The following is a 12,977-nucleotide window of genomic DNA, read 5'->3' on the forward strand; positions in this document are numbered from 1 at the left end:
ATGACCACCGCCCCGGAGACACCGCTCGCGTCCGGAGTCGAGCAGACGCTCGGCGCGGCCTGCGACCACCTGCTCGCCCTCCAGTCTCCGCAGGGCTGGTGGAAGGGCGAGTTGCAGACCAACGTCACCATGGACGCCGAAGACCTGCTGCTGCGCCAGTTCCTCGGCATCAGGACCGAGGAGGACACGGCGGAGGCCGCCCGCTGGATCCGCTCCCAGCAGCGCGAGGACGGCACCTGGGCCAATTTCCACGGCGGCCCTGCCGACCTGTCGACCACCGTCGAGGCCTACGCCGCGCTCCGCCTCGCCGGCGACCCCGCCGACGCCGCGCACATGAAGGTCGCGGCCGCGTTCGTGCGGGAGTCGGGCGGCATCGAGTCCAGCAGGGTCTTCACCCGCATCTGGCTGGCCCTGTTCGGCAAGTGGTCGTGGGACGACCTGCCGGTGCTGCCCCCGGAGATGATGTTCCTGCCGTCGTGGTTCCCGCTCAACGTGTACGACTGGGCGTGCTGGGCCAGGCAGACCATCGTGCCGCTCACGATCGTCAGCGCACGGCGGCCGGTGCGGCCCCTTCCGATCGACCTCCCCGAGCTGTGCACCGGCCGGGCGCCCCGGCGGGCCCGCGGCGGCGGCTGGGACGCCGCGTTCACCGCCCTCGACCACGTTCTCCACCGCTACCAGCGCCGGCCGATCCCCGGCCTGCGGCACGCGGCGATCAGGCGCGCCGCCGACTGGATCGTGGCCAGGCAGGAGCCCGACGGGTCGTGGGGAGGCATCCAGCCGCCCTGGGTCTATTCGCTCATCGCGCTCAACCTGTGCGGATACGGCATCGACCACCCCGTCATGGTCAAGGGCGTGCGCGGACTCGACCGCTTCACGATCCGCGACGAGGGCGGGCGCAGGCTCGAAGCGTGCCAGTCGCCCGTGTGGGACACCGCCCTGGCGGTCAACGCCCTGCTCGACGCCGGCCACCCGGGCGACCACCCCGCGATCTCCCGTGCCGCCGAGTGGCTGCTGGACGAGGAGATCAGAGGCCCGGGCGACTGGTCGGTGCGGCGACCATCGCTGCCCCCCGGCGGCTGGGCGTTCGAGTTCGACAACGACGGATACCCCGACACCGACGACACCGCCGAGGTCGTGCTCGCGCTGCGGCGGGTCAGCCACCCCGGCGCGCGGCCGGCCATCGACCGGGCGATGCGGTGGATGTCGGGCATGGTGTCCCGCGACGGTGGATTCGCCGCCTTCGACGCCGACAACACCCGCGAGCTGTGCACCCGGCTGCCGTTCTGCGACTTCGGCGCCGTCATCGACCCGCCGTCCGCCGACGTCACCGCGCACGTCGTCGAGGCGTTGGCCGCCGAGGGCCGGGCCGCCTCCCCCGTCGCCCGCCGGGCCGTCGTGTGGCTGCTGAAGGCCCAGGAACCGGACGGATCATGGTTCGGCCGGTGGGGCGCCAACCACGTGTACGGCACCGGGGCCGTGCTGCCCGCGCTCATGGCCGCCGGGGTGCGGCCGGACGCCCCCTGCGCACGGCGGGCGGTGACCTGGCTGACCAGGCACCAGAACGCCGACGGAGGATGGGGGGAGGACCTGCGCTCCTACGCCGACCCCGCGTGGATCGGACGGGGCGAGTCGACGCCGTCGCAGACGGCGTGGGCGCTGATCGGTCTGCTGGCCGCCGGGGAGGCCGGCACGACGGTGGACCGGGGCGTCGACTGGCTCGTGCGCGAGCAGCGCTCCGACGGCACGTGGGACGAGGCCTTCTTCACCGGAACGGGCTTCCCCGGCGACTTCTACATCAACTACCACCTTTACCGGCTGGTCTTCCCGATCAGCGCTCTCGGGCGCTACATCAGCCTCCACGGGGTTCCGGCCGGAGACGGCCAGGTGACGTCATGACCAGTCTCATCGTCTGCGCCCTGGGCATCGAGGCCCGGGCGGTGCGCCGCGGCCTTCCACCCGACGGGGTGACCGTGCTCAGGACCGGGATGGGGCCCCGCCGGGCGGAGCGGGCCGCGGCCTGCCTTCCCCCGGCCTCCGCCGTCGCCGTCACCGGTTTCGCCGGCGCCCTCGACGACGGCCTCGACCCCGGGGACGTGCTCGTGGCGAGCGAGGTCAGGTGGCGGGACCTGGTGGTCCCGTGCCCGTCGGCCCCCGACGTCGCGGCCCGGCTGGACGACGCGGGCCTGGCCGTACGGACCGGGCCGCTGATCACCTCGTGGTACGTCGTCACCGGACGGGACAGGCGGGCCCAGTGGGGGCGGTCGGGCGCCCGAGCCGCCGACATGGAGAGCGGGCCGCTGGCCGTGGCGTGCGAGGACCTCCCGTTCGCGGTTGTGCGGGTCGTCGTCGACACGCCGGCAAGCCCGCTGCTGGGCTTCGCCACCGTCGCCCACGCCCTGACCGCCCGGCGCACGCTGACCCGCATCGCGCCCGTGCTCGCCGCCTGGGAGGCACGGGCCGGCGGGCAGGCCCGAGCCGCCCACGCGGACGTCCCGCGCAAGGCCGAACAGAAGGAGGGCCGGCCCTGATGCCCATGCCAATCCGCCAGAGCCTTCGCGTGAGCGGCTACATCCTGAGCCAGAAGCTGCGCGGGCGTGAGAAGTTCCCGCTGATCGTCGAGCTCGAGCCCCTGTTCGCCTGCAACCTCGCCTGCGCCGGCTGCGGCAAGATCCAGCACCCGGCCGAGGTGCTCAAGCAGCGCATGCCGGTCGAGCAGGCGATCGCCGCCATCGAGGAGTGCGGCGCGCCGATGGTCTCGATCGCGGGCGGCGAGCCGCTCATGCACCCGCAGATCGGCGAGCTCGTCGAGGAGCTCGTCGACCGGAAGAAATACGTCTACCTGTGCACCAACGCGCTGCTCATCCCCCGGAAGATCGACCAGTTCACGCCGTCGGAGTACTTCGCGTGGACGGTCCACATCGACGGGCTGCGCGAGCGGCACGACGCGTCGGTGTGCAAGGAGGGCGTGTTCGACGAGGCCGTGGCCGCCGTGCGCGAATGCCAGCGCCGCGGCTTCCGCGTGACCACGAACACGACGTTCTTCAACACCGACAGCCCGCGCACGGTCATCGAGGTGCTCGACTACCTCAACGACGACCTCCACGTCGACCAGATGATGATCTCTCCGGGGTACGCCTACGAGAAGGCGCCCGACCAGGACTGCTTCCTCGGCGTGCGCGAGACCCGCGAGCTGTTCCGCAAGGCGTTCGCCGACGGCAACCGGCGCAGGTGGCGGTTCAACCACACGCCCCTGTTCCTCGACTTCCTCGAGGGCCTGACCGACTTCCCGTGCACGGCGTGGGCCATCCCGTCCTACTCCCTGTACGGCTGGCAACGCCCGTGCTACCTCATGTCGGACGGCTACGCCCAGACCTACAAGGAGCTGGTCGAGGAGACCGACTGGGACACCTACGGCCGGGGCAACGATCCGCGCTGCGCCAACTGCATGGCGCACTGCGGGTACGAGCCGACGGCCGTGTTCGCCACGCTGGGCTCGCTCAAGGAGTCGATCCGGGCGCTGCGCGGCGGCTGACCCGCCCGGGCATGCCGACGCGGCCCGCCAGCGCGCGGAACGGCCCGGGGAAGGCGCCGCGCAGCCGGGCGGGCAGGCGCAGCCACCCGGGGACGTAGCACTCGGGCCTGTCCCGTTCGACGGCCCTGACGATCGCCCGGGCGACCCGCTCGGGTGGGATCGGCGCGGGCCTGCGCCGCCCGTACGGCACGCCGCGGCGGGCGAAGAACGGCGTGTCCACCACGCCCGGGACCACCACCGTGACGCCGATCCCCCGACCGCGCGTTTTGGCGCCCGCCAGGCCGTCACGCGCGTCGCCGTACGCCTCGGGGTCGCGCAGCTCGTACCTCAGGGCCTCGGCGAAAGCCATGAGCCCCGCCTTGGCCGCCGAATAGACCGCCTCGTCGCGCACGCCCACGGCCCCCGCGATGGACGCCACGAAGACGAGCCGGCCGCCGCCGCGCCCGATCATCTGGGGCAACAGGAGGCGGGCCAGCTGCACGGGCGCGACCAGGTCGACCGCGATGAGCCGCTCGACCGCCTCACCGGGCATCCGCGCGACCGGTCCCGACCATCCCTCCCCCGCGTTGTTCACCAGGACGTCGACCGGACCGGCGTCCGCCGCCAGCCCGGCGACGTCCCCCGGAAGGTCGGCGGTGAGGATCTCGCCGCCCGTACGCGCCGCGACGGCGGCGAGGCGCTCCTCGTCCCGCCCGGCCAGAACGAGGCGCGCACCCCGCCCGGCCAACGCGACCGCGGTCGCCGCGCCGATGCCGGACGACGCGCCCGTGACCAGCACCCGGGCTCCTTCGAGTCTCATGTGCTGGGTGTACCCGTCCGGGCTCAGCCCTTGATCGCGCCGACCAGCCCGTTGACGAAATACCGCTGAAGCAGCAGGAACAGCACGATGACCGGAAGCACGATGATCAGCGAGGCCGCCATCACCTCGTTGTAGCGGGGCACCTCGCTGGAGATCAGCGACTCCAGGCCGAGAGGCAGGGTGTAGCGCGATGGATCGGAGATCGACACGCGGGTCAGCACGTACTCGTTCCACGTCGGCACGGCCGTGAGCACGGCGACGGCGACGTGCGCGGGCTTGGCCAGCGGCAGGTAGACCGACGCGAAGATGCGCAGCTCACTCGCGCCGTCGGCGCGGGCCGCCTCGCGCATCTCCCGCGGGATGGCGCCATAGGCGTTGGTGAGCAGGAGCACGGTCAGCGGCGCGGTGCCGTTCACGAAGGGCAGCACCAGGCCGATGTGCGTGCCGAGCACGCCGAGCTGCTTCTCCAGGATGACGACCGGTAGCAGCATGGTGATGCCGGGCACGAACAGCAGCGACACGAAGAACCAGAACAGGATGCGCCGCCCGGGGAAGTCGAGCACGGCGAAGGCGTAGGACGCCAGGCTGTAGACGACCAGCACGCCGAGCACCGTCATGGCGGTGACCTTGAGGCTGTTGAGGAAGTAGTCGAAGAAGTGCAGCCGGCCCCAGGTCTGCACGAGCGTGTCGAAGCTGAACGAGCGGGGCAGGAAGCCGCCCTCCAGGATCTCGCTCCTGCTCTTGAAAGCCCCCGAGGCCATCCACAGGAAGGGATACAGGCTGATCAGCGCGTACAGGAACAACGCGGCGAAGGACACCGCCCTGGCCGCGCGCCGCCCGGTCACCGCACCCTCCGCAACATGCGCGCGTTCAGCAGGGCCAGCAGCACGGCTCCGGCGAACAGCATCCAGCCGAGCGCGCTGGACACGCCGAGCGTCTGGGCCAGGCCCTTGAAGAACGCCAGCCGGTAGGCCATCAGCCCCAGCACGTCCGTGTGCCCGCCGGGGCCGCCGCGCGTCATGACCAGGAAGATCTGGAACCCGTGGAGGGCGTCGCGCACGCCGAGCAACACGATCGCGGCGGTGATGGGCCGCAGCAGCGGCCAGATCACCCGGCGCAGGACATGGCGGGGAGCCGCCCCGTCGATCTGCGCGGCCTCGAACAGGTTCGGATCGATGGCCTGAAGGCCGCTCAGGTAGAGCAGCGTCGCGACCGGCACGGCCGACCAGACGAGGATGAGGATCAACGTGGGCAGCGCCGTGTCCGGGTTGCCGAGGAAACCCTGCGGCTGCGCGAGCGTGCCGAGGCCGAGCGAACGCAGCAGCGTGTTGATCGCGCCGTCGGGCTCGAGCACGTACCGCCAGGCGAAGTAGACCGCGATGCCGGTGGTGACGTACGGCAGGAAGTAGATCGAGCGCAGGATCGCACGCAGCCGCCTGATGGAGTTGAGCGCGACGGCGAGCGGCAGGGAGATCGCCACGGTGAGCAGCGGCACGGCGATCATGACCTGCAGGGTGTGGCCCCCGGCTCGCCGCAGCTCGGGCGCGAGCACCGGGTCGGCGTAGAGCAGGTCGAGATAGTTCTGCACCCCCACCCAGGTCCAGGTCGGGGTGAAACCGTTCCACTTGGCGAAGCTCAGCGCGAGCCCGCTGCCGATCGTGTAGACGCCCATGACCGCGAACAGCGCGACCGCGGGCAGCACGAACGCCCACCCCGTGAGCCAACCCGGCCAGTGCCGGGGCGACCGGGTCCGGGACGGCCGCTTGTCCAGCCGTCCCGGGTGGTCCTTCACGGCGAGCGAGCTCACTCGGTGACCTTCCACATCGAGCCCATGATCTTGTCGAGCTCGGTTCCGGCCTGCTGCGGCGACACCTCCTGGAGCGGTGTCAGCCTGACCATCAGGTCACCCGGCTTGACCTGGTCGTAGTCGGAGGGGAAGAAGCTCACGTCGGCGGCGTCGTACATGCTGTCCGGCGAGCCGGTGAAGTACTTCTGCAGCGCCGCCAGATCCGGGCCGAGCAGCGACTCGGCCTGGGTGCCGAGATCGGTCGCGGGCAGGTCGAGCGACTCCTTGGCGACGGCGCCCGCCCCCTCGGGGGAGGTGAGCCAGTCGATCCACTTGACGGCGGCGGCGCGGTTGTCCGTCGTGGACGTGACGCCGAGCCCGGTCAGGGCCAGCGGCGCCATCGAGATCTCCTTGTTCACGCCCTCGGCCGACGGGGGAATCGGGAAGGTGAGCACCTTGTCGGGCGACATGCCGTTCTGGCCGAGGAACGCCATGGTGAACGTGCCGCCGACGTCGAAGGCCGACTTGCCCTGCGCGAAGGCGATGTCGGCCTCGTCGATGCCGAGGGTGGTCGTCCCCGGCATCCAGTACGGCGTGAGCCTGCTGAACGCCTCGAGTGTCCTGACCCCGTCGGGGGAGGCGAAACCCTGCGCGGCGCCTTTGGCGAACAACGCCTGGAACCGGTCCTTGCCGAGGTAGGCGTGCGCGAGCGGCTGGTAGATCCAGTTGTAGCCGGTCTGGCTCACCTTGAGCCCGAGGGACAGGCCGCCTTCCTTGGTGTCCTTCCCGGTGGTGGCCTTCAGCGCGTCGAGGAACTCCTCCCACGTCTTGGGCGGCGTGTCCGGGTCGAGACCGGCCGCCTTCAGCTTGTCCTTGTTCGCGTAGACGATCCCGAAGGCGCCCGCGGTGAAGCCCACGCTGAACCGCTGGCCCGCCTTGGCGCTCTTGAACGGCGAGTCGCTCGCCGCGTCGTCGATGCGCTGCTGCGTCATGACGCCGCTTTCGCGGGTGGTGGGCAGCAGTCGCTGCTTCCACGCGTCGTTCACGTCGCCCTGCAGGTCCTGCAGCAGGCCGGAGGCCCCCATCTCCAGGTCCTCACCGCCGGCGTGGACCTCCAGCACGTCGGGCAGGCCGCCCGTCTGCGCCGCGCTCTGCACCTTGCTGACGAACACGTCGTCGGGAGTGACCGCCTCCACGGTCACGCTGATGCCGGTCTCGCTCTTGAACTGGGCGGCGACCTTGTTGAGCGCGTCGGCGTGCAACTTCTTGAAGGTCCACATCGTCAGGGTCTGCGCGCCGCCCTGCTGCTGCTCACCACCGCCCCCGCACCCGGCCACGGCCATTCCCACCACGAGCGCCACGGCCGCGCCGAGCGCCCTCCTGTGCGCTGCTCTCATCTCGTCTCTCCCTCTTTCGGGTACGGCTAGCGCAGCCGCTCGAAGGCCTTGACCCAGAACTTGGTGCGGTCGAGATAGGCCGTCTCGGCCGCCTTCCCGTGCTTGCCGTACGCGCCGGAGAAGGTCTGGTAGCCGAAGCCCGCCGGGGGCGTGCTGGATGCCGGCTCGATGGAGCTGCCCTCGTGCCACTCGTTGAAGGAGGTGACCGACACCCACGTGGGGTCGCCGCCGATCACCGGGTCGAGGGCGTTGGACCACTCCTTGTCGTAGGTGGCGCCGCCGTCGCGGCCGAGCGTGGGCGTGGTGTTGCCCGGCACCGCGCGGTCGTCGACATATCCGGGAGCGACCGACGGCGCCCAGATCAGGCCGTGCTCCTTGGCGTAGGCCCCGGCCTCCTTCCAGCCGGGGGCGGTGGCGCCCGCGATGCCGTCGTAGGTGTACATGCCGGAGAAGTGCGCGATCTTGGAGGCGTCCGTGGTCTGCGCGAGGATGACGTTGTCCCCGTTGACCTGGTCGAGCGCCGTCCAGTCGGCGATCTGCAGGCTCCAGAAGACGTAGAACACCGGCCGGTCGCCCTGGTCGGGGGCGCGGAAGAACGCCGGGTGCCCGCCGTAGGCCTGGTCGATGTAGGCGATGTCGGCGACGACCGACTCGGCGGTGCGGCCCTCGTACGGCTCGATGTGCCAGGCCACCTTGATGCCCCGCTTGGCGGCGGCGTCGAGCACTCCCCGGGCCATGCGGTCCTCGTAGCTGCCGCGGCCCCACCAGCTGTAGACGATGACGCCCGCGCCGCTGCGCTGGATCCACTTCATGTGTGCGGCGACGGCGCCGTCCACGTCGCCGGAGTCGTAGGCGCCGAGCGCCGGGTAGAGGTCGGCTCCGACGTCCTGCGGCGGTGTGTGGCCGCCCTGCTGCCAGTGCCGCCACTCGCCGCCGACCTCGGGGTTTCCGTACCACGGGTAGTAGAAGAGGTGGACCTTGGTGGAGAGCTTCGCGGCCTCGGCCTCCGAGGCCGGCGGTGCCCACAGAACGCACAGGAGCGTCAAGAGCGCCGCGATGAACGCGGAGTTTCGACGTTTTGCACCGGCTGTCATCGGTGTCCTTTCGTCACTGGGTGGGGGTGGATCACGTGTGCCGCCAGTGGAGCGCGAAAGAGCCGCCGACCTGGCCCTTCACACCGGTTCGGTGTTATGCGCAAAACGTTAAGATTGATCCCGAAATCTACACGCAACACAGGGACTGTCAAGGGTGCATGTGGATGTAACCTGACGGCCGCAGTCATGATCGCGGCCGCGGGGCGCCGGTCCTGCGGCGATCGAGCCGGCTCTCGGCGCGTCCGCCGGAGACCCGGCGCAGTGCCCTCAGGTCGAGCGGCGGACGACCAGCCGCGCGGGGATGACCACCTCGCGGAAGCCCCCGGCCTCGCCGTACAGGCGGTCGAGCAGCAGGCGGGCGCACGCCTGGCCGATCTCGCGCGCCGGGTTGGCCATCGTGGTCAAACCTGGCGATATCAGACCGGCGGCCTCGATGTCGTCGAAGCCCATGACCGCCAGGTCGTCCGGCACGCGCAGCCCGCGTGCGAGGGCCGCGTCGACGGCCCCGATCGCCATGATGTCGTTGGCGCAGAGCACCGCGTCGGGCCGGTCGGGCAGGTCGAGCAGCCGGACCGCGCCCTCCGCGCCGCCCGTCCTGCTGAAGTGCGTGTGCACGACCAGGCCCGGGTCGGCGGGCACGCCTGCTTCGGCCAGCGCCGCGCGGTAGCCCGCCACCCGTTCGGCTGCGGGCCCCTCCGGCTCGGGGCCCTCGGCTCCCGAGCCGCCGACGAACGCGATCCTGCGGTAGCCGCGCGACAGCAGGTGGCGGGTGGCCTCGGCGGCACCGCCCTCGTCATCGCTGTGCACCACGTCGACGCCGTCCTGGACCAGCCGCCCGCCGAGCCGTACGACGGGGATGCCCGCCTCGATCGCCGGCAGCAGGTCTTCCGCGTGGGTGTGGAAGACCGCGAACGCCAGCGCGTCGACCTGCCTCGCGATCATCTGCTCGATCGCCGCCCGCTCCATGTGCCGGTCGCCGTCGGTGTTGCTGATGATCTGGTCGTAGCCGGCCGGCCCGAGCACGTCCTGGATGCCGCGGGCCAGCGCCGGATAGAAGGGGTTGGTGATGTCCGGGATGACCAGCCCGATCGTCTGGCTCCTGCTCGTGCGCAGGCCGCGGGCGAGCACGTTGGGGCGGTAGCCGAGCCGTTCGATGGCGTCGAGTACCCGCCGCCGGGTCGTGTCGGCGACCGGACGGCGGCCGTTGAGCGTGTGCGACACCGTGGTCGCGCTCACCCCGGCGAGTTCGGCGACACGGGTGATGCTCGGCCGCTCCCCCCGCGAGCCGGCGGGAACGTTCCTCCCGCGGACAGGAGCGGGCGTCCCGGGCATCGGTCCGGCCTTCTCCTGCCGCGGCCGCTCCCCGGGGGCGACGGCGGCGAGGGCCGCGATGAGCCGCCGCCTGCCCGCCGCGGCCGCGTCCGGCGGGGACGCGCCTGCCGCGATCTCGGTCAGAATCGACTCCCACACCTCGCGCACCGCGGCCAGCACGACCGCCGCGACCACGCCGGGCGTGAGCGTGCTCCCTGTAGCTGCGCCCTCTGCGTCGATCACGGCGGACAGGTCGCGCTCCCAGCCCGCGAACAGCTCCCTGGCATACGACCGCAGCGCCGCACTCCGCACGTATGCACGCGCCCACGTCGCCGGGTCCGCCGTCCCGGTCGCGGGGCCGGTCGCGGGGCCGGACGGGGGGTCCGGCAGGAGCCCGGCCATGGCCTCCGCGAGAGCGACCCCGGCCGAACGTTCCCGGGCGAGCGCCGCCGGCTCGCCGCGCAGGAGGGGCTCCCCGGTGAAGAACAGCTGCTCCTTGGCCGCGAAGTGGTTGAACACCGTCTTCGCCGAGACGTCGGCGGTCTCCGCGATCTCGGCCACCGTCACCGCGTCGAACCCGTGCTCCGCGAACAGCCCGAACGCCGCCGCGACGATCGCCTGGCGGGTCTGGGCCTTCTTCCGTTCGCGTCGCGCCGATGAGGGGCCTTCGGATGACATGTCCGGGATCCTACATTTGATGACTCCTTATGCTCACTGTAAAAGTCCTACGAGGCCTCCCCCTCCACGAGGGGATACGCCGTCACCGGATACCGATGCCGCGCGCGGAAGCCGAGGAGCCGCTCGGCCACCCCGAGGTCGATCGGCGCGGCCCGGCCCGGGATGGGCGCACGGCGCTCGGCGTCCGGATGGAACCGGCCGAGGAGTTCCTCGGTCGGCCGGTCGGCCAGCGTGTCCGGCGCGGTGACGAAGACCACCTGGCAGCCCTCGACGGGCCGGGTCAGCCCGAGCCAGCATGCGTGGGCCGCGTCGCGGGTGTCGAGGTAGGTCCACAACTCCTTGGCCCCCGAGCCCGGGTCGCCGGCGTAGCGGGCGGCCGTCTTGTCGAACTTGTCTCCGGGACCGCCGAGCAACGGGAAGCGCAGCGCGACGACGGCCATCGCGTGACGGCGGGCCATCATCGCCGCCGTGGCCTCGTCCGCCTGCTTCGACAGGCCGTACGGATCCTCGACCTGCAGCGGCAGGGCCTCGTCGACCGGCACGTAGGCGGGATGCAGCGCCCTGCCCGCCCAGGGCAGGCCGAGCACGGAGAAGCTGCTCGCGACCACCGCTCTGCGCACGCCCAGCACGCCGGCCTCCTCCAGCACGACGAACGTCGCGCGCGTGTTGCCGCAGAAGACCTCCTCCGGGGTGCCGAGGGTGGGCGCCGGGATCGCGGCGAGGTGGGCGACCGCGTCGACCCCGTCGAGCGCGTCGCGCACGACGTCCGGGTCACCGGCGTCGCCGACCACCACCCGATCGGCGGTCGTGCCGCCCGGGTCGTGCAGGTCGAGCGCGGTCGCGGGCACTCCCCGCTCCGCCAGCAGGCCGAGCACCGCCCGTCCCAGCCTGCCGGCCGCGCCGGTCACCAGCACGCGACGCGGTTGGTCGGTCATGCGTTCCCCTTTCAGCAGCCTGTTGATCGCAAAACGATTTGCCCGCCCGTGAAGGATGACCCTGCCGGATGGCCGTGTCAATGCCGTTGTCAATGCGGTGCCGGATGGACGACCCCGGGCCGCACTCTGATAGAAGTGGCCCGGTTGCATGGCCTTTTTTCGCCATATGGGGCCATATGGGCTCATATGGGCAGTTAACGGCGAGCGGGAGACATGGTGGTCGCACAGAAAGCGGGCCGGTTCGGGCTGGTGGGCAGCGGATGGCGTTCGGAGTTCTTCGTGCGCCTGGCGCGGCAACTGCCCGAGCGGCTTTCGGTGTCAGGAGTGGTGACGAGGTCGGCCGAGCGGGGAGCCGAGGTCGAGGCGGCCTGGGGCGTCCCGTCCTACCGTTCCGTCGGCGAGATGGTCGCGGCCGAGCGCCCGGAGTTCGTGATCCCGTCACTGCCCTGGCAGGTCACGCCCAGCGCCATCAAGGAACTCGTCGCGCTGGGGGTCCCGGTGCTGACCGAGACTCCCCCGGCCGCCGACCTGGAGGGGCTGGTCGACCTCTGGGCGGCCGTCGGCTCCAGTGGGCTGGTTCAGGTCGCCGAGCAGTACCTCCACATGCCCGGCCACGCCGCGCGACTGGCCCTGCTGCGGGAGGGCGTCATCGGCCAGGCGACGTCGGTGCAGGTGTCGTCGACGCACCTTTACCACGCGATCTCACTGATCCGCCACATGCTGGGGGCGGGCTTCGGGGAGACCACGGTGACCGCGCGCTCGTTCACCGCCCCGCTGGCCGACCCGCTGTCACGGGACGGCTGGAGCGGTGACGCCACACCGAAGGAGGCGACGACGACCATCGCCACGCTCGAATTCGCCGAGGGGATGGGGTTGTACGACTTCACCGACAACCAGTGGTGGAACCCCCTCCGTGCCCGGCGCATCGTGATCCGCGGCTCCCTGGGGGAGATCGTGGACGACGACGTCGTACGGCTGACCGACCCGAAGACACCGGTGCGGTCGCACCTGACTCGGCGGCAGACCGGCATCGACCTCAACCTCGAAGGCGTCGGCCTCGACCACATCAGCTTCGACGGACGGGTGGTCTACCGCAACGAGTTCCCCGGTTTCTCCGACGACGACCTGGCCGTGGTCTCCCTGCTGAGCCAGATGATCGACTGGTGCCGGGGAGAGGCTCCCGAGCCCTACCCCCTGGCCGACGGCTGCCAGGACCACGCGCTCTCCCTGGCCATCGAAGAGTCCCTGGCCAAGGGAGCCGGCGTCACCGTCCACCCCCAGCCCTGGGCCTGACCCTTGTAGTGAGCGGGCGTGGCCATGATCATGCAGGGCGCCATGGCCGTGATCACACACCCCTTGGCCGTGATCACACACCCCTTGGCCGTGATCATGCACCCCTTGGCCGTGATCACACACCCCTTGGCCGTGATCATGCACCCCTT

Annotated in this window: 11 protein-coding genes; 4 read left to right on the plus strand and 7 right to left on the minus strand. The window is 71.4% G+C overall.

All coding sequences use genetic code 11. The features are described from left to right. From shc to hpnH, 3 genes are read left to right on the plus strand one after another with little or no spacing between them, the layout of a single operon-like run. Positions 1 to 1,899, plus strand: a complete 1,899-nt coding sequence (gene shc, locus Pth03_RS25750) for a squalene--hopene cyclase (protein ID WP_203946958.1) — start codon at positions 1 to 3, stop codon at positions 1,897 to 1,899. Next, positions 1,896 to 2,531, plus strand: coding sequence for a phosphorylase family protein (locus Pth03_RS25755; protein ID WP_203946959.1), 636 nt, complete (start codon positions 1,896 to 1,898; stop codon positions 2,529 to 2,531). The genes shc and Pth03_RS25755 overlap by 4 nt, the downstream gene beginning before the upstream one ends. Next, entirely contained in the window at positions 2,531 to 3,535 is a 1,005-nt protein-coding gene (gene hpnH / locus Pth03_RS25760; protein WP_203946960.1) for an adenosyl-hopene transferase HpnH, read from the plus strand. Before Pth03_RS25755 ends, hpnH begins: the two co-directional genes overlap by 1 nt. On the opposite strand, the gene Pth03_RS25765 is transcribed toward hpnH, so the two are convergent. From Pth03_RS25765 to Pth03_RS25795, 7 genes are all read right to left on the minus strand, one after another. Further along, positions 3,501 to 4,334, minus strand: a complete 834-nt coding sequence (locus tag Pth03_RS25765) for an SDR family NAD(P)-dependent oxidoreductase (protein ID WP_203946961.1) — start codon at positions 4,332 to 4,334, stop codon at positions 3,501 to 3,503. The two genes, hpnH and Pth03_RS25765, sit on opposite strands and share 35 nt — an antisense overlap. A gap of 23 nt (positions 4,335 to 4,357) precedes the next feature. Further along, positions 4,358 to 5,179, minus strand: a complete 822-nt coding sequence (locus tag Pth03_RS25770; RefSeq protein WP_203946962.1) for a carbohydrate ABC transporter permease — start codon at positions 5,177 to 5,179, stop codon at positions 4,358 to 4,360. Then, on the minus strand, positions 5,176 to 6,141 hold the full coding sequence (locus Pth03_RS25775; protein WP_203946963.1) for a carbohydrate ABC transporter permease: 966 nt from the start codon (positions 6,139 to 6,141) through the stop codon (positions 5,176 to 5,178). The genes Pth03_RS25770 and Pth03_RS25775 overlap by 4 nt, the downstream gene beginning before the upstream one ends. Beyond that, complete coding sequence (locus Pth03_RS25780) at positions 6,138 to 7,517, minus strand: ABC transporter substrate-binding protein (RefSeq protein WP_203946964.1); 1,380 nt, start codon at positions 7,515 to 7,517, stop codon at positions 6,138 to 6,140. Before Pth03_RS25780 ends, Pth03_RS25775 begins: the two co-directional genes overlap by 4 nt. 26 nt (positions 7,518 to 7,543) lie before the next feature. Further along, a complete protein-coding gene (locus Pth03_RS25785; protein ID WP_203946965.1) occupies positions 7,544 to 8,611 on the minus strand; it encodes a glycoside hydrolase family 99 protein in 1,068 nt (355 codons plus the stop codon). Positions 8,612 to 8,878: 267 nt separating this feature from the next. Then, complete coding sequence (locus Pth03_RS25790; protein WP_203946966.1) at positions 8,879 to 10,600, minus strand: substrate-binding domain-containing protein; 1,722 nt, start codon at positions 10,598 to 10,600, stop codon at positions 8,879 to 8,881. A 47-nt stretch (positions 10,601 to 10,647) separates the two neighbouring features. Further along, positions 10,648 to 11,535 (minus strand): NAD-dependent epimerase/dehydratase family protein, encoded by an 888-nt coding sequence (locus tag Pth03_RS25795; protein WP_203946967.1) that lies wholly within the window; start codon positions 11,533 to 11,535, stop codon positions 10,648 to 10,650. 213 nt (positions 11,536 to 11,748) lie between these two features. On the opposite strand from Pth03_RS25795, the gene Pth03_RS25800 reads away from it, so the two are divergent. After that, positions 11,749 to 12,828: a Gfo/Idh/MocA family protein gene (locus Pth03_RS25800; RefSeq protein ID WP_203946968.1), complete on the plus strand. Its 1,080-nt coding sequence runs from the start codon at positions 11,749 to 11,751 to the stop codon at positions 12,826 to 12,828. Positions 12,829 to 12,977 lie beyond the last annotated feature (149 nt).

The organism is Planotetraspora thailandica (assembly GCF_016863335.1).
GTDB classification, from domain to species: domain Bacteria; phylum Actinomycetota; class Actinomycetes; order Streptosporangiales; family Streptosporangiaceae; genus Planotetraspora; species Planotetraspora thailandica.